Annotated in this window: 21 protein-coding genes; 6 read left to right on the top strand and 15 right to left on the bottom strand. The window is 69.7% G+C overall.

Annotated features, from left to right (window positions below):
* Positions 1 to 4: 4 nt before the first annotated feature.
* From AABN02_RS02725 to AABN02_RS02710, 4 genes are all read right to left on the bottom strand, one after another.
* The gene (locus AABN02_RS02725; protein ID WP_338413382.1) at positions 5 to 1,183 is read right to left on the bottom strand and encodes an acetyl-CoA C-acyltransferase; all 1,179 of its coding nucleotides are present in this window, start codon (positions 1,181 to 1,183) and stop codon (positions 5 to 7) included.
* On the bottom strand, positions 1,176 to 2,975 hold the full coding sequence (gene aceK / locus AABN02_RS02720; protein ID WP_338413381.1) for a bifunctional isocitrate dehydrogenase kinase/phosphatase: 1,800 nt from the start codon (positions 2,973 to 2,975) through the stop codon (positions 1,176 to 1,178). Before aceK ends, AABN02_RS02725 begins: the two co-directional genes overlap by 8 nt.
* Before the next feature lie 15 nt (positions 2,976 to 2,990).
* Positions 2,991 to 3,665: a carbonate dehydratase gene (can, locus tag AABN02_RS02715; protein ID WP_338413380.1), complete on the bottom strand. Its 675-nt coding sequence runs from the start codon at positions 3,663 to 3,665 to the stop codon at positions 2,991 to 2,993.
* Positions 3,666 to 3,752: 87 nt separating this feature from the next.
* Positions 3,753 to 4,232: a PaaI family thioesterase gene (locus tag AABN02_RS02710; RefSeq protein ID WP_338413379.1), complete on the bottom strand. Its 480-nt coding sequence runs from the start codon at positions 4,230 to 4,232 to the stop codon at positions 3,753 to 3,755.
* 192 nt (positions 4,233 to 4,424) lie between these two features.
* On the opposite strand from AABN02_RS02710, the gene AABN02_RS02705 reads away from it, so the two are divergent.
* The gene (locus AABN02_RS02705; RefSeq protein ID WP_338413378.1) at positions 4,425 to 5,861 is read left to right on the top strand and encodes a glycoside hydrolase family 32 protein; all 1,437 of its coding nucleotides are present in this window, start codon (positions 4,425 to 4,427) and stop codon (positions 5,859 to 5,861) included.
* Here the strand turns inward: AABN02_RS02705 and AABN02_RS02700 are convergent.
* Positions 5,858 to 6,280, bottom strand: coding sequence for a MerR family DNA-binding transcriptional regulator (locus tag AABN02_RS02700; RefSeq protein ID WP_338413377.1), 423 nt, complete (start codon positions 6,278 to 6,280; stop codon positions 5,858 to 5,860). The genes AABN02_RS02705 and AABN02_RS02700 overlap by 4 nt on opposite strands.
* Before the next feature lie 76 nt (positions 6,281 to 6,356).
* Here AABN02_RS02700 and AABN02_RS02695 point away from each other — a divergent pair, with 76 nt between their 5' ends.
* On the top strand, positions 6,357 to 7,430 hold the full coding sequence (locus AABN02_RS02695) for an MBL fold metallo-hydrolase (RefSeq protein WP_338413376.1): 1,074 nt from the start codon (positions 6,357 to 6,359) through the stop codon (positions 7,428 to 7,430).
* On the opposite strand, the gene AABN02_RS02690 is transcribed toward AABN02_RS02695, so the two are convergent.
* The 5 genes from AABN02_RS02690 to AABN02_RS02670 all read right to left on the bottom strand — a co-directional run bounded on the left by AABN02_RS02690 (position 7,394) and on the right by AABN02_RS02670 (position 12,236).
* Positions 7,394 to 8,290, bottom strand: coding sequence for a ParA family protein (locus AABN02_RS02690; RefSeq protein WP_338413375.1), 897 nt, complete (start codon positions 8,288 to 8,290; stop codon positions 7,394 to 7,396). The two genes, AABN02_RS02695 and AABN02_RS02690, sit on opposite strands and share 37 nt — an antisense overlap.
* Positions 8,291 to 8,334: 44 nt before the next feature.
* Entirely contained in the window at positions 8,335 to 8,949 is a 615-nt protein-coding gene (locus AABN02_RS02685) for a LysE family transporter (protein WP_338413374.1), read from the bottom strand.
* Between the two features lies 1 nt (position 8,950).
* The gene (gene rsmG, locus AABN02_RS02680; protein WP_338413373.1) at positions 8,951 to 9,610 is read right to left on the bottom strand and encodes a 16S rRNA (guanine(527)-N(7))-methyltransferase RsmG; all 660 of its coding nucleotides are present in this window, start codon (positions 9,608 to 9,610) and stop codon (positions 8,951 to 8,953) included.
* Entirely contained in the window at positions 9,600 to 11,543 is a 1,944-nt protein-coding gene (gene mnmG / locus AABN02_RS02675) for a tRNA uridine-5-carboxymethylaminomethyl(34) synthesis enzyme MnmG (RefSeq protein ID WP_338413372.1), read from the bottom strand. Before mnmG ends, rsmG begins: the two co-directional genes overlap by 11 nt.
* A gap of 72 nt (positions 11,544 to 11,615) precedes the next feature.
* Entirely contained in the window at positions 11,616 to 12,236 is a 621-nt protein-coding gene (locus AABN02_RS02670; RefSeq protein WP_338413371.1) for a UPF0149 family protein, read from the bottom strand.
* A 63-nt stretch (positions 12,237 to 12,299) separates the two neighbouring features.
* Here AABN02_RS02670 and AABN02_RS02665 point away from each other — a divergent pair, with 63 nt between their 5' ends.
* Both AABN02_RS02665 and AABN02_RS02660 read left to right on the top strand, forming a co-directional pair.
* Positions 12,300 to 12,557, top strand: a complete 258-nt coding sequence (locus AABN02_RS02665) for a YkgJ family cysteine cluster protein (RefSeq protein ID WP_338413370.1) — start codon at positions 12,300 to 12,302, stop codon at positions 12,555 to 12,557.
* A gap of 53 nt (positions 12,558 to 12,610) precedes the next feature.
* Positions 12,611 to 13,234 (top strand): glutathione S-transferase family protein, encoded by a 624-nt coding sequence (locus tag AABN02_RS02660; RefSeq protein WP_338413369.1) that lies wholly within the window; start codon positions 12,611 to 12,613, stop codon positions 13,232 to 13,234.
* Position 13,235: 1 nt separating this feature from the next.
* Here the strand turns inward: AABN02_RS02660 and AABN02_RS02655 are convergent, their stop codons facing one another.
* From AABN02_RS02655 to AABN02_RS02640, 4 genes are all read right to left on the bottom strand, one after another.
* Positions 13,236 to 14,426 (bottom strand): type III glutamate--ammonia ligase, encoded by a 1,191-nt coding sequence (locus tag AABN02_RS02655; protein WP_338413368.1) that lies wholly within the window; start codon positions 14,424 to 14,426, stop codon positions 13,236 to 13,238.
* Positions 14,408 to 15,256, bottom strand: coding sequence for an AraC family transcriptional regulator (locus AABN02_RS02650; RefSeq protein WP_338413367.1), 849 nt, complete (start codon positions 15,254 to 15,256; stop codon positions 14,408 to 14,410). Before AABN02_RS02650 ends, AABN02_RS02655 begins: the two co-directional genes overlap by 19 nt.
* Positions 15,257 to 15,388: 132 nt before the next feature.
* Positions 15,389 to 16,264, bottom strand: coding sequence for a DMT family transporter (locus tag AABN02_RS02645; protein WP_338413366.1), 876 nt, complete (start codon positions 16,262 to 16,264; stop codon positions 15,389 to 15,391).
* Positions 16,251 to 16,706, bottom strand: a complete 456-nt coding sequence (locus AABN02_RS02640; protein ID WP_338413365.1) for a methylated-DNA--[protein]-cysteine S-methyltransferase — start codon at positions 16,704 to 16,706, stop codon at positions 16,251 to 16,253. The genes AABN02_RS02645 and AABN02_RS02640 overlap by 14 nt, the downstream gene beginning before the upstream one ends.
* Before the next feature lie 460 nt (positions 16,707 to 17,166).
* Here AABN02_RS02640 and AABN02_RS02635 point away from each other — a divergent pair, with 460 nt between their 5' ends.
* Both AABN02_RS02635 and AABN02_RS02630 read left to right on the top strand, forming a co-directional pair.
* Complete coding sequence (locus AABN02_RS02635; RefSeq protein ID WP_338413364.1) at positions 17,167 to 18,183, top strand: M14 family zinc carboxypeptidase; 1,017 nt, start codon at positions 17,167 to 17,169, stop codon at positions 18,181 to 18,183.
* The gene (locus AABN02_RS02630; RefSeq protein ID WP_338413363.1) at positions 18,180 to 18,956 is read left to right on the top strand and encodes an alpha/beta hydrolase; all 777 of its coding nucleotides are present in this window, start codon (positions 18,180 to 18,182) and stop codon (positions 18,954 to 18,956) included. Before AABN02_RS02635 ends, AABN02_RS02630 begins: the two co-directional genes overlap by 4 nt.
* Here AABN02_RS02630 and AABN02_RS02625 read toward each other — a convergent pair.
* Complete coding sequence (locus AABN02_RS02625; RefSeq protein ID WP_338413362.1) at positions 18,949 to 20,448, bottom strand: AlkA N-terminal domain-containing protein; 1,500 nt, start codon at positions 20,446 to 20,448, stop codon at positions 18,949 to 18,951. The two genes, AABN02_RS02630 and AABN02_RS02625, sit on opposite strands and share 8 nt — an antisense overlap.
* Positions 20,449 to 20,553: the final 105 nt, after the last annotated feature.

Raw genomic sequence — 20,553 nt, 5'->3', positions numbered from 1 at the left:
GGACTCACACTATCTCGACCGCCAGCGCCGTCGCCTCGCCACCGCCGATGCACAGCGCCGCCACGCCCTTCTTCAGCCCGCGCTTGCGCAGCGCGCCCAGCAGCGTGACCACGATCCGCGCGCCCGAGGCCCCGATCGGGTGGCCCAGCGCGCAGGCGCCGCCGTGGACGTTGACGATCTCGTGCGGCAGCTTGAACTCGACCATCGCGGCCATCGTCACCGCGGCGAAGGCTTCGTTGACTTCCCACAGATCGACCTCGCCGGCCTGCCAGCCCGCCTTCTTCAGCGCCTTCTCGATCGCGCCGGCCGGGGCGGTGGAGAACCACGCGGGGGCCTGTGCATGCACGGCGTGGCTGACGATGCGCGCCACCGGGGTCAGCCCGCGCGCCTTCGCGGTCGATTCGCGCATCAGCACCAGCGCCGCGGCACCGTCCGAGATGCTGCTGGCGTTGGCGGCGGTGATGGTGCCGTCCTTCTTGAACGCGGGCTTGAGGCTGGCGATCTTGTCGAGCTTGGCCTTGAAGGGCTGTTCGTCGAACTTGAACACCTGGTCGCCGCCGCGGGCCTTGGCCGTCACGGGGGCGATTTCCCAGTCGAAGCTGCCGTCCTCGTTGGCCTGCTTGGCGCGCACGGTGGAGGCCACGGCGAAGTGGTCCTGGGCTTCGCGGGTGAAGCCGTACTTCTCGACGCAGGATTCGGCGAACACGCCCATCGCCTTGCCGCGCTCGTAGGCGTCTTCCAGGCCGTCGATGGCCATGTGGTCGAACATCTGCGTGGCGCCGTACTTCACGCCCTTGCGCGCGAACATCAGGTGCGGCGCGTTGGTCATGCTCTCCATGCCGCCGGCCACCACCACGTCCGCGCTCTCGGCCTTGAGCATGTCGTGGCCGAACATCATCGCGCGCATGCCCGAGCCGCACATCTTCGACAGCGTCACCGCGCCCGCCGACTGCGGCAGCCCGGCGGCAAGCACGGCCTGCCGCGCGGGCGCCTGACCCTGGCCGGCCATCAGGCAGTTGCCCATCAGCACCTCGTCCACCGTGTCGCCGGGGATGCCGGCGCGCTCGACTGCGGCGCGGATCGCCACGCCGCCCAGTTCCCAGGCGGCGAGGCTGGAGAAGTCGCCGAGCAGGCCGCCGATGGGCGTGCGGGCGGCCGAGACGATGACGATCGGATCAGACATGGGAGTGCTCCTGTTGTGGTCGGGGTCGTTGGTGGGAAAAACGCTTGTCCTGCTCGTAGGGGAAGACGTCGTGGACATGGCCGGCCTGGATGCGGTCCTTGTGCCCTTGCCAGAAGGCGGCGTCGAGCAGGTCGCCGTGGTGCTGCATGAACACCGCGCGCACCGCGTGGTTGCCCAGCAGGAAGGGCCCGAACGTTTCCGGGAACACGTCCTTCGGGCCGACCGAATACCAGATCTCGCCGCTCATCTCTTCTTCTTCGTTGCGCGGCTCGGGCACGCGGCGGAAGTTGCAGTCGGTGACGTACTCGATCTCGTCGTAGTCGTAGAAGACCACCTTGTTGTGCCGCATCACGCCGAAGTTCTTCCACAGCATGTCGCCGGGGAAGATGTTGGCCGCGACCAGGTCCTTGATGGCGTTGCCGTACTCGATGACGGCGTGTTCGAGCTGCGCGGGCGTGGCGTCCTGCAGGTAGATGTTCAGCGGGATCATCCGGCGCTCGATATAGACGTGCTTGAGGATGACCTCCAGCTGTCCGTCGCCGTCGCGGTCGGAGATCTCCAGCAGGCTGGGCGCGAACTTCTCGATCTCGGCGATCAGCGCGTCGGTGAAGCGCGCGCGCGGGAAGGCGACGTTGCTGAACTCCAGCGTGTCGGCCATGCGCCCGACGCGGTCGTGCTGCTTGACGAGCAGGTACTTGCTCTTGATGAGGGCGCGGCTGGTGTCCTTCTGCGGCGGGTAGTAGTCCTTGATGAGCTTGAAGACAAACGGGTAGCTCGGCAGGTCGAACACCAGCATCACCATGCCCTTGATGCCAGGCGCGATGCGGAAACGGTCGGTCGAGTGGCGTAGGTGGAACTGGAAGTCGCGGAAGAACAGCGTCTTGCCCTGCTTCTGCAGGCCGAGCGCGTTGTAGATCTCGCTGCGTGGCTTCCTCGGCATCATCGAGCGCAGGAACTGCACATAGGCCGAAGGCACCTCCATCTCGACCAGGAAGTAGGCCCGCACGAAGCTGAACAGCCGCTGCAGGTCGTCCTCGCCGAACAGCGCTGCATCAATGAAGAACGCGCCGTCCGCGGCGTGCAGGATCGGCAGCGCGAACGGCGTCTCGACGTGGCCGTTGACGATCTTGCCGATGACGTAGGCGCCCTTGTTGCGGAAGAACAGCGAGGACAGCACCTGCAGCTGGAAGTTGGTGCGCAGCCGGTCCTGGCCGATGGCCGCGTCAGCCGCGGCATGCACGTCGTCGAGGTCGCGTGCGAAGTCCTCCCACGGGCCTTGCAGATCGAAGCTGCGCACGACCGCCGCCAGCGTCTCGCGCAGCGTCGCGCGGGTCGGGTACCAGGCGCGGAAGGTCGGCTTGGCCTCGGGCTCGTCGTTCTCGATGTACTCGGTGGACACCGCCGGGCGCACGAAGATGAAGTCGTTGTGGAAGTAGTCCCGGTGCAGGATGTGGGTCGTCACCGAGTTGAAGAAGGTCTCGGCGAGTTCGGGCTGGTGGTGGTTGGTCAGCAGGCCGATGTAGTGCAGCTTGACCTGCTGCCAGACATCCATGCCGAGCGCACCAGCCTGGAACTCGGTCTGCAGCTGGTCGACGGCCTCCTGGACCCGCAGGTCGTAGAACTCGATGCGCTCGCGCTGGGCGCGCTGCTGGCCATGCCAGTCGGCCTGCTCGAAACGCCGCTGGGCCTGGGCGCTGGCGTCGCGGAAGAGGCGGTAGTGGCGGTTGAACCCCTCGATCAGCGCACGGGCGATGTCGAAAGCGCGGGTGTCGGTGAGCTGCTGGGGGAACATCGCGCCGGTCTCCGCTCAGGCCGTGGCGTCGCCGCCGAGGTAGCGCCGCTGCACCGCCTCCACCGCGCGGGCATGGGCCGGCTCGATGTCGTCGATGCCCGCCACCGTGATGCGCAGGTCTTCGAGCAGGCCGTTGTGCAGCCCGTAGACCCAGCCGTGGATGATCACCTCCTGCCCGCGCAGCCAGGCGTCCTCGACGATGGTGGTGCGGCAGACATTGCGTGCCTGCTCCAGCACGTTCAGCTCGACCAGCGCATCGACCCGCCGCGCGGCCGGCACGCGGTCGAGGAAGGCGCGGTGCGTGTTGCGCACATCCTGGATGTGGCGCAGCCAGTTGTCGGCCAGACCGACGCGCAGGTTGTTCAGCGCCGCCTTGACGCCGCCGCAGTTGGAATGCCCCACGACGATGATGTGGCGTACCTTCAGCGCATCCACCGCGTACTGGATCACCGACAGCGCGTTGAGATCGCTCGGCACGATCACGTTGGCGATGTTGCGGTGGACGAACAGCTCGCCGGGCAGCAGATCGACCAGTTCGTTGGCCGGCACGCGGCTGTCGGCGCAGCCGATCCACAGGTACTGCGGCGTCTGCTGCTGGATCAGACGGGAAAAGAAACCAGGCTCGCGTTGTTCGACCTCGGCGGCCCAGCGGCGGTTGCTCTCGAAGAGTTCGTTCAGTTCGGTGCTCATGCGCGGATTGTTGACTGGCAGTGATGGCAGCGGGCTGACAAGCAGGTTTCGAGCCTCCGGGCCGGGCCTGGCGGGACGGCGCAGCGCTCAGTGGCGCACGTCGTCGCGGCCGGTGATGGTCATCAGCGTGGCGGTGATCGTGGCCACGAGCTGGTCTTCTCCGGGACGGGTGGGGTGGGGCTGCCAGGCCTGTCCGTCGGCGACGCTGATGGTGCGGCCGGCCTTGGTCACCCGGCCTTCGACGCGCAGCAGCGGCCCGCGCGCCGGGGCCAGCAGGTTGACCTTGAACTCGATCGTCAGCACGCCCGCATCCGCCGGCATCAGCGTGGCCGCCGCATAGCCGCAGGCCGAGTCGAGCGCGGTGGAGACGATACCGGCGTGGATGAAGCCGTGCTGCTGCGTCACGCGCGCACTGTGCGCCAGCGTCATGACGATGCGGCCCGGGCCGACCTCGACCAGCTCGGCGCCGATCAGCGCCATCGCCGCCTGCTGCGCAAACGAGCCGCGCACGCGGGCAGCAAAGTCGGCGTCGGCGGGCTGGAAGTCGGAGGAGGACGCAGCAGTCATCGGATGGCCATTCGTGATGGATGAGCGTGATTGACGTTTACGTAAACGTCAATCATAGCAACCGCTGTTTTCCCAGGAAATGCGGGTTTGTCCGACCCAACCGTCACCACCGGTGTACACCACGACCGGGCTCCGGCAGACTGCCCCCTCCAACGCCCGCACCAACCGGCCCGCGCTTTCCGACACCGCGACATGACCTCCGACCTGCACCGCCCGCGCTTTCACTTCACCGCACCGACGAACTGGATCAACGATCCCAACGGCGTGTGCTTCCACGCCGGCCGCTACCACCTCTACTACCAGTACAACCCGAACGCCGCGAAGTGGGGCGACATCCACTGGGGCCACGCGAGCAGCGCCGACCTGGTGCACTGGCGCGACGAGCCGATCGCGCTGGCGCCGACGCCGGGTGGCGCGGATGCGGGCGGCTGCTTCTCCGGCAGCTTCGCCCTGGTCGCCGGCCAGCCGACGCTGTACTACACCGGCTACACCGCGCAGCGCCAGGTGCAGTGCGCCGCCACCAGCGATGACCTGCAGCACTGGACACTGCAGCCCGCCCGCACCATCACCACGCCGCCCCCGGGGGTTGGCGTGCAGGACTTCCGCGACCCCTACGTGTTTCGCCACGACGACCGCTGGTACATGGTCGTCGGCGCGTCGCTTCACCACGAGCACGGCCAGTGCCTGCTCTACCGCAGCGACGACGGCGTCGCCTGGGACTACCGTGGCCCGCTCTTCACCTCGCCGAACCTGGCGTTCGGGCGGATGTGGGAGTGTCCGAACTTCTTTCCGCTGGGCGACCGATGGGTGTTGACGGTATCGATCTGGCTGGGCCTCGGCGCGCACTGGTTTGTCGGTCGTTTCGAGAACGAGGTTTTCGTGCCCGAGTCGGACGGGGTGCTCGACCTGGATGCTGGTGCCTTTGCGCACCTGACGATGCGAGGCCCCGATGGCCGCACGCTGCAGTGGGCCTGGATGAACGAACAACGCGAGCAGGCGCGCATCGACGCCGACGGCTGGGCGGGCGCGATGACCGTGCCGCGCGAGCTGTCGCTCGATGCGCGAGGCCGGCTGAACCTGCGCCCGGTGGCCGAACTGGCGGCGCTGCGCGAAGCGCCAGTGGAGGTGGTCACCACCGGTGCCCTGCACGGCGTCGTGACCACGTTTGCCGGTCGCCACCTCGACATCGAGGCGACGTTCACGATCCGTTCGGTCCATGACAGCCAGAAGCTCGGCCTGACGGTGCTGGCCTCGCCCGACGGCAGCGAGGTGACGCGCATCGTCTTCTGGCCCGATGCCCGCCGCCTGTCGATCGAGCGCGCGCGCAGCTCGACCGATGCCCTGGTGCGTCGGCAGGATCTGCACGGGACGCTGGTGCTCGACGAGGGCGAGGCTCTGCACCTGCGCGTGCTGCTCAATGGCAGCGTGCTGGAGGTCTACGCCAATGACCGGCTCGCCCTGGCCACCCGCGTGTACCCCGTCAGCGAGGCGAGCGTGCTGGGGTCGGTGTTTGTCGAAGGCGAGGCAGACGTGGCGCTGCAGGTCTGGTCGATGGGCAGCCTCCACGAAGGGCCGCGCAGCGCGCTGGCACGGCCGCCAGTGACGCTGCCCAGGCCGACCCCGGACTAACGCCCGGTCTCTGCCAGCAGGTTGCGCGCCCGCTCCTCGTGCTGCTCGATCTCTTCGAGCGTGACGCGGATGTCTTCCATCTGCTGTGAAAGCTGGTCGCGGTGCGCCTGCAGGATCGCCAGGAAGGCGTTGAGCTGCTGCGTGGTGTCCGAGGGCGACTCGTACATGTCCACCAGCTGCTTGATCTCCTGCAGGCTCAGGCCGAGCCGCTTGCCGCGCAGCGTGAGCTTGAGCCGGGTGCGGTCGCGGTGGGTGTAGACGCGGTTGCGGCCATCGCGCGCGGGGGTCAGCAGGCCCATGTCCTCGTAGAAGCGGATCGCGCGCGGCGTGATGTCGAACTCCTGCGCCAGCTCGGTGATGGTGTAGGTCACCTGGGAGACATCGCTGGCGTCCGGGGTCGAGCGGTCGAGGGTGGTCATGGATACACTGACGTTGACGTAAACGTTAATCATTGGGTCGGACCCCAGTCTACCCAGTCCGGCCTCTGGAGCAGACATGGCGAACCCGCAGGAACACGAACTCACCTATGTGCTGGGCGACACGCTGCCCGCGGCCGGCCACACGCTGGAGATCGCGCCGGGCGTGCGCTGGCTGCGCATGGGGCTGCCCTTCGCGCTGGACCACATCAACCTCTGGCTGGTGCGCGACGAAGTCGAGGGCCGCCAGGGCTGGACCATCGTCGACTGCGGCATCGCCAACGACGCCACCCGCGCCGCGTGGGAACGCATCTTCGCCGAGGAGCTGGACGGCCTGCCGGTGCTGCGCGTGCTCGTCACCCACATGCACCCGGACCACATCGGCCTGGCGAGCTGGCTGACCGAGCGCTGGAGCACGCCCGAGTGGCCCTGCCGGCTGTGGATCAGCCTGTCGGACTGGAACGCGGCGCGCATGGCGTCGATCTCGACCACCGGCTTCGGCGGTGAGGCGGCGGCGGCCTTCTTCGGCAGCCACGGCGTGACCGATCCGGCGGCGCTCGACAAGGTGCGCCAGCGCGGCAACTACTATTCCAGCATGGTGCCCGCGGTGCCGCAGCAGTTCCGCCGGATGATGGAAGGGCAGCGCCTGACGATGGGCGGCCATGTCTGGACCTGCCACGCCGGCTTCGGCCATGCGCCGGAGCACATCAGCCTGCACTGCGAGGCGCTCGGCGTGCTGATCTCGGGCGACATGGTGCTGCCGCGCATCTCGACCAACATCAGCGTCATCGACATCGAGCCGGAGGCCGATCCGCTGCCGCTCTACCTGGCCTCGGTGGAGCGGATGCGCCGGCTGCCGGCCGACACGCTGGTGCTGCCCTCGCACGGCAAGCCCTTCCGCGGCCTGCACCCCCGCATCCAGCAGCTGCAGGACCACCACACCGACCGCCTCGCCGACGTGATGGCGGCCTGCGCGGTGCGGCCGCATTCGGCCTTCGAGATCCTGCCGGTGCTGTTCAAGCGCGAGCTGGACCTGCACCAGCTCACCTTCGCGATGGGCGAGGCCATCGCCCACCTGCACGCGCTGTGGCTGGACGGCGACCTGCAGCGGGTGCGTCAGGCCGACGGCGTCTGGCGCTTCGCGGCGGCCTGATTAGGCAGTGCAGACGGTGCGGACGGCGCGGCCGATGCGCCGGCTGCGGCCTTGGCCGCCGGCTTCTTGCGCGTCGGCTTCGGCTTGGGGATCTGCACCCCGACCCGATCGACCAGTTCCTGCGCGAAGGCGACGAAGGCCAGTGAGCCCTTGGCGTTCGGGTCGAACACCACGCCGGGCAGGCCGTAGCTCGGTGCCTCCGCCAGCCGCACATTGCGCGGGATGATGGTCTGGAACACCTTCTCGCCGAAGTGCGCCTGCAGTTGCTCGCTGACCTGCTGCTGCAGCGTGATGCGCGGGTCGAACATCACCCGCAGCAGGCCGATGATGCTCAGGTCGCGGTTCATGTTGGCGTGGACCTGCTTGATCGAGTTGACCAGGTCCGACAGCCCTTCGAGCGCGAAGTACTCGCACTGCATCGGCACGATCACGCCATGGGCGCAGGTCAGGCCGTTGAGCGTGAGCAGGCTCAGGGACGGCGGGCAATCGATCAGGACGAAGTCATAGTCGTCCTGCACCTCGGCCAGGGCGGCCTTGAGGCGGCGGTCGCGGTGCTCCAGATTGACCAGCTCCACCTCGGCGCCGGCCAGCTCGCGGTTGGCGCCGAGCACGTCGTAGCCCACCTTCTCCACGGTCTGCCGCGCCTCGCGCACACCCGCAGCACCCAGCAGCACGTCGTAGACCGACAGCTCCAGCGCGCGCTTGTCCAAGCCGGAGCCCATCGTGGCATTGCCTTGCGGGTCCAGGTCGACCAGCAGCACGCGCTGCTGGATGCGCGCCAGTCCGGCGGCCAGGTTGACGCTGGTGGTCGTCTTGCCGACGCCGCCTTTCTGGTTGGCGATGCAGAAGATCTTGGCCATGTGGGGTGCGGGCGCTCGGGCCGTGGGTCGTGTCGAAGGGGAGGTCAGGAGCGTATCAGGCGCAGGCCGAATCCGATCATGCACAGCCCCGCGAACCGCTGAAGGGCCATGCCGACGCGCCGGTGCGCACGCACCTTGGCGGCGATTGCTTCGGCAAACGCGCACAGCGTCAGGCACCACACCGCGGTGATGACCGCGATGGTCACGGCCATCGCCAGGAAGGTGGGAATGCCGCGGTGCGTGGCCGGGTCGATGAAGAAGGGGAAAAAGGCCATGTAGAACACGATGGCCTTCGGGTTCAGCACGGTGATGAGCAGCGCCTGCCGGGCGTAGTGGTGCGGGGCGATCTGCACCGGGCTGGCGGATTCGCCGTCGCGGGCGATGAGCAGCTTCAGGCCGATCCAGCCGAGGTAGGCGGCCCCTGCCCAGCGCACCGCGTCGAACCAGGCCGGATGCGCGTTCAGCAGCGCCGCCACGCCGGCCACCGCCAGCCACAGCAGGATCTGGTCGCCGACGATCAACCCGAGTGTGGCCGCCGCGCCGCCCCGGAAACCGCCCTTGGAGGTCGCGCCCAGCAGCGCGAAGGTGCCCGGCCCCGGCAGCGCCAGGAACACGACGATGGCGGCACAGAAAGCGCCGTAGTCCGCGATGCCGAACATGTCAGCGCACCCGCATCCAGACGATGCAGCGCTCGGCGTTGAGGCCCGGCACCTGCAGCGGTTCCACGTGAAACACCTCGATGTCGCTCGGCAGCGCAGCGATCTCGTCGGCCGGGTGCTGGCCCTTCATCGCCATCCACACGCCGCCCGGTGCCAGCAGCGGGCGCGTGAGCGTCACGATGTCCGGCAGCGAGGCGAAGGCGCGGGCGGTGATCAGCGGCCACTGCGTGTCGGTGATCGCCTCGACGCGGGTGTGGCGCGCCTGCAGATTGGGCAGGCGCAGCTCGGCGGCGACCTGGCGGACGAAGGTGACCTTCTTCTGCACCGTGTCGACGCAGGTGACGGTGATGTTCGGCTGCGTGGCCGCGATGACGACACCGGGCAGGCCGCCGCCGCTGCCGACGTCCAGCACGGTACCCCTCCCGTCATTCCCGCGAACGCGGGAACCCACGTCCTCCAGATGCCGCCGCATCGGCGCGATCACCGCCAGGCTGTCGAGCAGGTGGTGCGTCAGCATCTGCGCCGGGTCGCGCAGCGCGGTCAGGTTGTAGACCTTGTTCCAGCGCGCCAGCAGGTCGAGGTAGCCGAGCAGGCGATCGGCCTGTGCGTCATCGAGGGGGCAACCGAGGGCCGCGGCGCCGGCGATCAGTTCAGGCCGCATGGGCGAACCCCTGCATCCGGTGTTTCTTCAGGTGCACCAGCAGCAGCGAGATTGCCGCCGGCGTCACGCCCGAGATGCGCGACGCCTGTCCCAGCGTTTCCGGCTGGTGGCGCGTGAGCTTCTGGCGCACCTCGATCGACAGCGCCGTGACCTGCGCATAGTCCAGATCCTTCGGCAGCTTCAGGTGCTCGTAGGCGCTGGCGCGCTGCACCTCGTCGTTCTGCTTGTCGATGTAGCCGGCGTACTTGGTGGCGATCTCGACCTGCTCGATCACCGCATCGGCCAGCGTCTCGCCCAGTTCGGCCTGCAGTGTTCCACGTGAAACCACGGCGCCCGGGTTGGCGATGACCAGCAATTCGGCCAGCGTGTCGAAGGTGATGCCGGGGCGGCGCAGCAGGTCGGTCAGGTTGTACTCGTGCTCGATCGCCTTGCCGAGCAGACGCTCGCTGTCCGCCGCCGGCAGCGTGGCGGGCCGGACCCAGGTGCTCTTCAGCCGCTGTGTTTCACGTGAAACCGCGTCGCGCTTGCGGTTGAACGCGTCCCAGCGCGCGTCGTCCACCAGTCCGACGTTGCGGCCGAGTTCGGTCAGGCGCATGTCGGCGTTGTCCTCGCGCAGCTGCAGGCGGAACTCGGCGCGGCTGGTGAACATGCGGTAAGGCTCGGTCACGCCCTTGGTGATCAGGTCGTCGACCAGAACGCCCAGATAGGCCTGGTCGCGGCCGAAGGTGAGGGTGCCCTTGCCCTGGACCTGCAGCGCAGCGTTGGCGCCCGCGTAGAGGCCTTGCGCGGCCGCTTCTTCGTAGCCGGTGGTGCCGTTGATCTGGCCGGCGAAGTACAGCCCGCCGATCGCCTTCGACTCGAAGGTGTTCTTCAGCGCGCGCGGGTCGAAGTAGTCGTACTCGATCGCGTAGCCGGGGCGCAGGATGTAGGCGTTCTCCAGCCCGGCCATCGTGCGCACGGCGGCGAGCTGGATGTCGAAGGGCAGGGAGGTCGAGATGCCGTTCGGGTAAAACTCGTTCGTCGTCAGCCCCTCGGGTTCGAGGAAGATCTGGTGCGAGTCCTTGTCGGCGAAGCGGTTGATCTTGTCCTCGATCGACGGGCAGTAGCGCGGCCCGACCCCTTCGATCACGCCGGTGAACATCGGGCTGCGGTCGAAGCCGGTGCGCAGGATGTCGTGGGTCTGCTGGTTGGTGTGCGTGATCCAGCACGGCACCTGCTGCGGGTGCTGCGCGGCGTGGCCGAGGAAGCTGAACACGGGCACCGGGTCGAGGTCGCCGGGCTGCTCGACGCACTTCGAGAAGTCGATCGAGCGGCCGTCGATGCGCGGCGGCGTGCCGGTCTTCAGGCGCGCCTGCGGCAGCTTGAGTTCCTTCAGCCGCGCCGACAGGCTCACCGCCGGTGGATCGCCCGCGCGGCCGGCCGGGTAGTTGTTCAGGCCGACGTGGACCTTGCCGTCGAGGAAGGTGCCTGCCGTCAGCACCACTGCCGCGGCGCGGAAGCGGATGCCGATCTGCGTCACGGCACCGACCACGCGGTCGCCTTCGACCATCAGGTCGTCCACGGCCTGCTGGAAGATCCACAGGTTCGGCTGGTTCTCCAGGCGGTGGCGGACCGCGGCCTTGTAGAGGATGCGGTCGGCCTGGGCCCGCGTGGCGCGCACGGCCGGGCCCTTGCTCGAATTCAGGATGCGGAACTGGATGCCCGATTCGTCCGTCGCTGCGGCCATCGCACCGCCGAGTGCATCGATTTCCTTGACCAGGTGGCCCTTGCCGATCCCGCCGATCGACGGGTTGCAGCTCATCTGGCCGAGGGTCTCGATGTTGTGGGTGAGCAGCAGCGTGCGGCTGCCCATGCGGGCCGCGGCGAGGGCCGCTTCGGTGCCGGCATGGCCGCCGCCGACGACGATGACGTCAAATGTTTCGGGGTAGAGCATCGGGCGCTCCGAGTGAGGATCGGGGGTGTCCGCACAGGGCGCGCGGACAAACCTCGATTTTAAGTTCGCGGATCAGCCGCGGCGCGCGTACAGCGCGGAGACCGCTTCGGGAACCATGCGACTCAGCGCATCGCGGGCTTCGGACGAGGCGATCATCTCGACCTGCTCCGGCGTCATGCTGTCCGGATCGCCACCCAGCAGGATGATCGGCGCCAGCAGGTCGGCCAGTTCCGGATCGTCGAACATCGCGTTCCAGTGGTCCGGGGTCAGCGCGGCGGCGTGCAGGAAACCGATGCACCACAGCTCCGCGTCCACCACCACATCCGAAGCGTCGTCGCTGCCGGGGATCTCGGCGATGCCGAACAGCGGCTCCAGCGTGTCCGGACCTTCCTTGAGCTGGCGGTCGATCGAGGCGAGGTGGCGCAGCGCGAGCTGCACGACGCGCTTGGTCTGCTTGCCGCTGGCGAAGGGCGAGCTTTCCGGGTCGTCGCTGTTCCACAGGCCGGGCACCCAGACGTCGGCGTCGGGCAGCGTCGGCGTCAGCAGCAGGGCGGTGAGGTAGCCGTCGAGGCTTTCCATGTCCATGACCGACTCGTCCGACGCGGCCGCCAGCAGCAGCTGGTCGAGTTCATCCATCTCCACTTCGGTCAGCGGCGGGTTGTCGAGGGCGGGGTTGTATTGGGGGTGTTTCACGTGGAACAGCGGACGGGCCGCGGCAGATCTGGGAGTCGGCCAGTGTGGCACGATCGGCCCACCATGGAATGCCGTCCCCGCTGCGCCGCCTGCTGTATTGCGCCCTCGATTTCCAGCCCGATTCCCGGGATGCCGAATGGCAAGCCGGCGGGTGTGCCCTGCATCCAGCTCGACGAGGACTTGCGCTGCAAGATCTTCGGCCAGCCCGAACGGCCCGCGGTCTGCGGTGGTCTGCGGCCGGACGAGGACATGTGCGGCGACAGCCGCGAGCAGGCGCTGCGCTGGCTCGGCTACATGGAAGACCTGACGCGGCCGGGCTGAAGTTCCGCCATGCTCCAGGGATCTGCCAGCCCTGTCTACCCGGAGTGTTCCACGTGAAACTGCACATCGCCCCCCGCGCCCCGAACCCGCGCCGCGTCCAGATGTTCCTCGCCGAGAAGGGCGTGTCGGTCGAGACCGTGCCGGTGGCGATCAACACGCAGGAGCACCGCTCGCCGGAGTTCCTGGCCAAGAACCCGGTGTCCCGCGTGCCGGTGCTGGAGCTGGATGACGGCCGCTTCCTGAGCGAGACGCGCGCCATCTGTTCCTGGTTCGAGGGGCGCTATCCCGAGCCGAACCTGATGGGCGTCGATGCCGAAGAACGCGCCTTCATCGAGATGCACGACCGGCGCGCCGAGTTCTACTGCCTGCTGCCGATCGCGAACTGGATCCGCCATGTCCACCCCGGCCTCGCGCCGCTGGAGCAGCCGCAGTTCCCCGAGTACGGCCAGTCGCAAGCCGGGAAGCTGCCGGACCTGCTGCGGGTGTTCGATGTGGAACTGGCGTCGCGGCCGTACTGGGCCGGCGAGCGCTTCACCATCGCCGACATCACCGCCTTCTGCGCGGTCGAGTTCGCGCGCGGGCTGATGAAGTTCCGGCCGAGCGACCTGGGGCTGCTGCACCTGCAGGACTGGCGCGACCGCATCAACGCCCGGCCCAGCGCCAAGGCGGGCATGTGAATCAGAAGGCGCTGGCGTAGCGCTCGAATTCCCACGCCGAGACGTGGCGCGCATAGGCCAGCGCCTCGTCGCGCTTGAGCCGCAGGAACTCGCCGGTCAGCACCGGCCCGAGCGCGCCGCAGACCACCGCATCGGCTTCCAGCGCGTCGAGCGCCTGGTCCAGCGACTGCGGCAGCAGCGCGATGCCGCAGGCGCGGATCTCGGCCAGCGACAGCGCGAAGAGGTCCTCGGTGCAGTCCGGCCCGTGGTCGAGCTGGCGGTCGATGCCGTCGAGCCCGGCGGCGATCAGCGCGGCGGTGGCGAGGTAGGGATTCGCGCTCGCGTCCGGCACGCACCATTCGAAGCGGCCGGGCAGCGTGCGGACCATCGCGGTGCGGTTGTTCGGACCGTGCGCGACGTAGGCGGGCGCCCAGCTCGTGCCTGACAGCGACTCGCCGACGACCAGCCGCTTGTACGAGTTCACCGTCGGCGCCGCCAGCGCGCAGAGCGCCGCGGCGTGGTGCAGCACGCCAGCGATGAAGTGCCGGCCGAGCGCGGAGAGGTTCGCGCCCGGAGGATCGCCCGACTCGGGCTGGAACACGCAGCGCGCGGCGTCGCCTTCGCCAGTCCACAGCGACACGTGGAAATGCAGCCCGCTGCCCGGCTGGTTGGCAAAGGGCTTGGGCATCATCGAGAACACCATGCCGCGCGCCTCGGCCAGCGCGTGCGCGGCGAGCTTGAACAGCACCACGTGGTCGGCGCTCGCCAGCGCTTCGTCGTAGGCGAAGTTGACTTCGTACTGGCCGTGCGCGTCCTCGTGGTCGAGTTGCAGCACGTCGAGCCCGGCGTCGGTCAGCACCTGCCGCAGCGCCTGCAGGAAATCGAGCTGGCGCGGCAGCGACTTCAGGTCGTAGGACGGCTTGTCGAGCCGGTCGCCGTCATCGGCCGGGATCCAGCGGCCATCCGGCGTGTGGCGCAGCAGGAAGAACTCCGGCTCGATGCCGGTGCGCAGCGACCAGCCGCGTGCCGTCAGCCGGCCGATCCTTGGCGGTGCCGTGCAGGTCGGTGAACTGGACGAGCAGGGTGTGGACGCCCTGGGCGTGCAGGCGGGTGCGCAGATCGTCGGGCAGTGGTGTGGTGGGCATGGCGGCGGCAGGATGAAGCAAGGCGTGGGGAGAAACCTGGGGGCAGCGTTCAGCGGCGGTCGTTCCACCAGTGCGTTGGCGGGTGGCCCAGTCGCTGCGTGAACACCCGCGTCAGCGCCGCCGGCGAGGTGTAGCCGACGGCTTCGGCCACCTCCTTCACGGCCCGGCCCTGCGCCAGCAGTGTGCGCGCCAGACGCAGCCGCCAGCCCGTCAGGTAGTCGCCCGGCGGGACTCCGACCGCTGCCCGGAACTGCGTCGCCAGGGCCGTGCGCGACAGGCCGGCCTCGGTCGCCAGGGACTCCAGCGTCCAGGGGTGTTCGGGGCGGGCGTGCATGGCGTCCAGCACACGCCGCAGCCGGTCGTCCGACAGCGCGCCGAGCAGGCCGACGCGCCCGCGTGCGCCCTCCACGGTCCGCCGCAGGGCTTGCAGCAGCAGCACCTCGGCGAGCCGCGCCAGCACCTCGCCATGGGCGCAGCCTGCAGCTTCGTATTCGTTGACCAGCAGCGTCCAGGTTGCCGCCATCGGGCCGGTCATCTCGCGCCGTGGCAGCACCAGCACCGGCGGCAGCGCGTCGATCAGCGGGTTCAGCGCCGGATCGCCAAAGTGCACCGGCGCGCTCAGCAGCGTGGTGCCCTGGTCGCTCAGCGGGCGCAGCGTGTGCGCGAGCGGCGCGGGCAGCCAGACCAGCGCCGGCTGAAGCCACTGGTGGCGTCCCACGGCGGGTTGTGTATCGCCTACGCCTTCGAGCTGCACCGGCCCGCGCAGCAGCAGGTGCAGCCAGCCGGGCTGGGCGGGGAGGGTGGTGTCAGGGAAGACCGACTTCGGCAGTGGTGTCGGGCGGATCGGGGCGATGTGCAGGGCGAAGCGCTGGAGCAGCGTGGTCAGGCGGTCATTCATCCCCCTATTTTCCGTGGAATGGCGGGACGATCAGCAAGCCTTCAGTCGATCAAGATTGCCAATCGTCCAGAAGACTGCGATTGTCTCTATTTGGAGACTCACTGGGTTAATTTGTAATAAATTGAAACCAAATCAGCGGCCCGACGGCCACCGGATCACGCCTGTGGACAACCCGGTGCCGAGCAGCACGACCGCCCCGCCCAGCAGCATCGACCCCGTCACCGATTCGCCCAGGAACAGCGCGCCCCAGAGCGTGCCGAACACCGGCACGAGGAAGGTCACCGTCACCGCGCGCGAGGCGCCGACGCGCTCGATCAGCCTGAAGAACAGCACATAGGCGATGGCCGTGCAGCCGATGCCGAGCACCGCCGCCGCGGCCCAGGCGAGTGGCGCCGGGTTGTGCGCCGGCCAGGCCCACAGCGCGAACGGTGTCAGCGCCACCGCCGAGACGATCTGCGAGCCGGCGGCGTTGACCATGGGGGGCACGCCGGTCAGGTAGCGCTTGGTGAAGTTCGCGGCGAAGCCGTAGCACAGCGTCGCGCCGACCATCGCCAGCAGCGCCCAGCCGGAGCCGCCCGGCTTGAAATCCGCCTTGTCCGCCGCCAGCAGCACGACGCCGGCCATGCCGATCACCAGTCCGGCCACACGCCCCGCGCCGAGCCGGTCGCGCAGCCAGACGGCGCCGATCAGCGCGGTCATGATCGGCACGGCGGCATTCAGGATCGACGCCAATCCTGCCGTGATCGACAACGTTGCCCAGGCGATGAGCACAAATGGGATCGCGCTGTTGAACAGGCCCATGACCGTCACCACGCCGATCCGTTCGCGCAGCGCGCCCACCTGACCCCGCAAGACCAGCACCGGCAGCAGGCAGGCGGTGGCGATGGCCACCCGCAGCCACATCAGCGGCAGGGCCCCGAAGGCCGGCGCGGCATAGCGCATGAATAGGAAGGAGCCGCCCCACAGCGCAGCGAGCAGGACCAGATCGGCGAGGTCACGGGGTTTCAAGCGGTGCTCCGGATTCGAAAGCCAGCAGTGTGCGCTTGCGGTCCAGGCCGCCCGCGTAGCCGGTGAGGGCGCCACCGCGGCCGACGAGGCGGTGGCAGGGCACGATGATCGACAGCGGATTGCGGCCCGTCGCCGCGCCCACGGCGCGCGACGCGGCGGGGCGCCCGAGCGCGGCGGCGACCTCGCCATACGTACGGGTGGCGCCGTAGCCGATGCGGGCCAGTTCGGCCCAGACCGCCTGCTGGAAGGGCGTGCCGTCGGGGGTCAGCGGCAGGTGGAAGGCGTGGCGGCGGCCGGCGTACCAGTCGCTCAGTTGCGTGGCGGCTTCCTGCAGCAGCGGGTGCTCGTCATCGCGTTGCCAGTCGGGCGCTGGGCCGTCGAAATGGCGTTGCCCGACGAACCACGCGCCGCGCATTCCGGCCCCGGAACAGGCCAGGACCATGGTCTGGAGGGGCGTTGACAGTTCAGACCAGAATGTGCTTGACGGCATGGTGGACTCCCAAGCGGCCGACCGATCGGCCACCGAAGGGATTATCCACAGCCTGCGCGGGACGACTCGCCGCTTCCGGACCTGATGTTTCCATTGCGGCCGCGCAAGTTATGCACAGCTTGTCAACAGATGGACGGGGCTACCGGACGCGCCGGTTCCGGGTTTTCCACAGGGCCACGAGTTCGACGCAGCCCCACAGCACCGTGCTGCCCAGCGCGAGGGCGGGGTGGGTGATCCAGCGTTGGAGGGGACGGTTCATGGCCCGATGGTCGCGGGCTTCCGTGACAGGCGTGCGTCGGGATGGTGACGGCGGGGCGGCTTGTCACATGGCGGGCGTATGCTTTTTGGCTTTGCCGATCGGACCCGGGTGCGCGACGTGACATCGGAAAAACCCGAACAATTCCCCGCAGACTTGCCCGAACTTCTGGAGCTGGAGCAGCTCGTCGCCGACACCAAGGGGCGGGCGACCGCGCGGGTGGTCTGCACGGTCGCTGCGGGCGGGCGGCACTTCCCGGTCCACGCGATCACGCTGGGCAGCGACGACCCGGCCGTGCCGGCGATCGGCCTGTTCGGCGGCGTGCACGGGCTGGAGCGCATCGGCGCCGAGGTGGTGATGGCCTACCTGCGCAGCCTCGTGCGGCGCCTGTCCTGGGACCGCGTGCTGCAGCAGCAGCTGGAGATGGTGCGGCTGGTGTTCATGCCGCTGGTCAACCCGGGCGGGCTGTGGCTGGGCACACGCGCCAACCCGGCCGGCGTCGACCTGATGCGCAACGCCCCGCAGGACGCCAGCGACCGCGTGCCCTTCCTGATCGGCGGCCAGCGGCTGAGCGCCTCGCTGCCCTGGTTCCGCGGCCGGCGCGGCGCCCCCATGGAGGCCGAGAGCCGCGCGCTGTGCGAGGTGGTCGAATCGGAACTGCTGGGGCGGGCGTTCAGCCTGGCGGTGGATTGCCACTCGGGCTTCGGCGTGCACGACCGCATCTGGTTCCCCTATGCCCACACGCGCGAACCCATCGAGCACCTGCCCGAGCTGCACGCACTCAAGCACCTGCTCGACCAGAGCCAGCTCCACCACCCCTACGTCTTCGAGCCGCAGAGCCGCCAGTACCTCGCGCACGGCGACCTCTGGGATCACCTCTACGGGCGTGCGCTGGCGCTGCCGGGCGAGCGGGTGTTCCTGCCGCTGACGCTGGAGATGGGCTCGTGGCTGTGGGTCAAGAAGAACCCGCGCCAGCTCTTCTCGCGCCACGGCATCTTCAATCCGCTGATCGCGCACCGCCAGCAGCGTGTGCTGCGGCGGCACATCGTCTGGCTCGACTTCCTGACGCGCGCTGTCTGCAGCCACGCGCACTGGCTACCGGTGGGCGAGGCGCGCGAGGTGCACCGCGCCGAGGCGCTGGCGCACTGGTACGGCGCCAAGGGGCCGGCATGAGCGCGCCGGTCTGGCTGCTGCTGCGCGGCCTGACCCGCGACGGCCGGCACTGGGGCGACGTGCCGCAGCGGCTGGCCAAGGCGCTGCCGCCAGGCGCGCAGGTGGTCTGCATCGACCTGCCGGGCAATGGCGCGCTGCACCACCTGCGCAGCGCATCGTCGGTGGCTGGGCTGGTCGCGCAGGCGCGGGCCCAGGTGGCCGAACGCGGGCTGGCCGGGCGCCCGGTGCATCTGCTGGCGATGTCGCTGGGCGCGATGGTGGCGGCGGCCTGGGCCGCCGCGCATCCGGACGAGATCGCCGGGGCCGTGCTGGTCAACACCAGCCTGCGGCCGTTCAGCCCGTTCTGGCAGCGGCTGCGGCCCCGCGCCTGGGCGCCGCTGCTGGACTGTCTGTGGCCGGGCACGTCGGCCGAGGGCTGGGAACGCTGCATCCTCGGCCTGACCAGCCAGCTCGCGGCACACCAACCCGAGGCGCCCGCGCTGCTGCGGCAGTGGACGGACTGGCGGCGGTCGCACCCGGTGTCGCGCGCCAATGCGCTGCGCCAGTTGCTCGCCGCGATGCGCTACCGTGCCCCGCACCGGGCGCCGCCGGTCCCGCTGCTGCTGCTCAACGGCGCTGCGGACGGGCTGGTGCATCCCGCGTGTTCGCAGGCGGTGGCGCGGGCCTGGAATCTGCCACTGGCCGTGCACCCGGACGCGGGCCACGACTTGCCGCTCGACGATCCGGACTGGGTGGTGGCGCAGGTGGTGGCCTGGCGCGCTGGCGTCAGGTGATCGCCGCGATGGCCGCCGCCGCCGAGGCACCACGCCACAGGTGCAGCGTCGCGTAGCTGCGCCACGGCCGCCACGCTTGCGCGAGCACATCGGCCTGGGCGCGGGTGACACCGCCCAGCGCCTTGCAGAGCACGACATCGCCGCTCGGCCACGCGTCCGGCCAGCCCAGCGCACGCAGCGCGATGTACTGCGCCGTCCACGGGCCGATGCCGGGGAGGGCCTGCAGGCGGGCGAGTGTCGCGTCGAGGTCGGTGCAGGGACCGAGGTCGAGCGCGCCCGAGGCCACGGCGCGGGCCAGCGCCACCAGCGCCGCGGCCCGGCTGCGCACGATGCCGAGGTCGGCGAGCGCGGCCGGATCGAGGGCAGCGAGCCGCTCGGGCGGGGGAAAGAGGTGGTGCAGCGCGGCGAAGGGCGTCGGGCTTGCGTCGCCGAAGGCCTCGACCAGGCGACCGGCGAGCGTGTGCGCCGCCTTCACGCTGATCTGCTGCCCCAGCACGGCCCGCACCGCGACCTCGAAGCCATCCACCGCCCCCGGCACGCGCAGACCGGGCGCACCGGCCGCCAGCGGGCCGAGGCCCTGCGCGACGGCCAGCGGATCGCAGCCCAGGTCACACAGCCGCCCGACCCCCGCGAGCACCGCCGGCAAGGCCCGCTGCAGACCCGGTGACACCGTCAGCGCCACCGCGTGGCGGGTGGCCGGGGCCAGCGTGATCGACAGCCAGCCGGTCGGCGCCGTGTCGCCGCTGCCCAGCCGCAGCGTGCGGCGGTACAGGCCGGTGGAGGTGGCGTCGTCGGCGTCGGCCGGGATCACCTCCTCGACGCCGCGGACGCAGCGCGCGGCCAGAAAGTCGAGCAGTCCCGCCCAGTCGAACGGCGGCCGGAAGCCCAGCTCGAAGCGCAGGCCACCCTGCGGATCTGCGGCCTGCGGGTCGGACGCGCGGCGCATCGTGCTCGGCGTCAGCCCGTAGCGGCTGCGGAACAGCGTGTTGAAGCGCCGCAGGCTGCCGAAGCCCGCGGCCATCGCGACCTCGGTGACCGGCAGCGCCGTGTCCGCCAGCAACCGCTTGGCCAGCAGCAGGCGCTGGGTCTGGGCGTAGTCGATCGGGCTGACGCCGAACGCGGCGCCGAAGACGCGGCGCAGGTGGCGGTCGGTGATGCCCAGTTGCGCGGCGAGGCTGGCCAGCCCCGCGTCGTCGAGCGCCCCGGCCTCGATGCGCCGCGCAGCCGCCCACGCCAGGCGGGACGGTGCGTCGATCGACGACAGCCCCGGCGCCAGCTCCGGCCGGCAGCGCAGGCAGGGACGGAAGCCGCCCGCTTCGGCCGCGGCAGCGTGCGGAAAGAAGCGGCAGTGGTCCGCCTTCGGGGTGCGCACGCTGCAGACCGGGCGGCAGTAGATGCCGGTCGAGGTCACGCCGACCAGGAAGCGCCCGTCGAAGCGGCGGTCGCGGGCGACGAAGGCGGCGTAGAGCGCGGTGGGATCGGTGGTCAGCACCGGGACGATTATCGACAGCGGATGGACCATGACACGCCGTTTTCGGACCTGGAGTTCCCGGCGACTCCCGCATGGCGCAGAGAGGGGCGCCGCGTCAATTTGTAA

Origin of the sequence: uncultured Sphaerotilus sp. (genome assembly GCF_963924895.1) — a bacterium.
In the GTDB taxonomy this organism is placed as follows: domain Bacteria; phylum Pseudomonadota; class Gammaproteobacteria; order Burkholderiales; family Burkholderiaceae_C; genus Sphaerotilus.
The sequence above is the reverse complement of the archived record's forward strand: the minus strand, read 5'-3'. Positions and strand labels throughout refer to the sequence as shown.

Excerpts from the sequence above, each read along its gene's own strand:
- AABN02_RS02725 (WP_338413382.1), bottom strand. The coding sequence starts at position 1,183 with ATGTCTGATCCGATCGTCATCGTCTCGGCCGCCCGCACGCCCATCGGC.
- aceK (WP_338413381.1), bottom strand. The coding sequence starts at position 2,975 with ATGTTCCCCCAGCAGCTCACCGACACCCGCGCTTTCGACATCGCCCGT.
- can (WP_338413380.1), bottom strand. The coding sequence starts at position 3,665 with ATGAGCACCGAACTGAACGAACTCTTCGAGAGCAACCGCCGCTGGGCC.
- AABN02_RS02710 (WP_338413379.1), bottom strand. The coding sequence starts at position 4,232 with ATGACTGCTGCGTCCTCCTCCGACTTCCAGCCCGCCGACGCCGACTTT.
- AABN02_RS02705 (WP_338413378.1), top strand. The coding sequence starts at position 4,425 with ATGACCTCCGACCTGCACCGCCCGCGCTTTCACTTCACCGCACCGACG.
- AABN02_RS02700 (WP_338413377.1), bottom strand. The coding sequence starts at position 6,280 with ATGACCACCCTCGACCGCTCGACCCCGGACGCCAGCGATGTCTCCCAG.
- AABN02_RS02695 (WP_338413376.1), top strand. The coding sequence starts at position 6,357 with ATGGCGAACCCGCAGGAACACGAACTCACCTATGTGCTGGGCGACACG.
- AABN02_RS02690 (WP_338413375.1), bottom strand. The coding sequence starts at position 8,290 with ATGGCCAAGATCTTCTGCATCGCCAACCAGAAAGGCGGCGTCGGCAAG.
- AABN02_RS02685 (WP_338413374.1), bottom strand. The coding sequence starts at position 8,949 with ATGTTCGGCATCGCGGACTACGGCGCTTTCTGTGCCGCCATCGTCGTG.
- rsmG (WP_338413373.1), bottom strand. The coding sequence starts at position 9,610 with ATGCGGCCTGAACTGATCGCCGGCGCCGCGGCCCTCGGTTGCCCCCTC.
- mnmG (WP_338413372.1), bottom strand. The coding sequence starts at position 11,543 with ATGCTCTACCCCGAAACATTTGACGTCATCGTCGTCGGCGGCGGCCAT.
- AABN02_RS02665 (WP_338413370.1), top strand. The coding sequence starts at position 12,300 with ATGGAATGCCGTCCCCGCTGCGCCGCCTGCTGTATTGCGCCCTCGATT.
- AABN02_RS02650 (WP_338413367.1), bottom strand. The coding sequence starts at position 15,256 with ATGAATGACCGCCTGACCACGCTGCTCCAGCGCTTCGCCCTGCACATC.
- AABN02_RS02640 (WP_338413365.1), bottom strand. The coding sequence starts at position 16,706 with ATGGTCCTGGCCTGTTCCGGGGCCGGAATGCGCGGCGCGTGGTTCGTC.
- AABN02_RS02630 (WP_338413363.1), top strand. The coding sequence starts at position 18,180 with ATGAGCGCGCCGGTCTGGCTGCTGCTGCGCGGCCTGACCCGCGACGGC.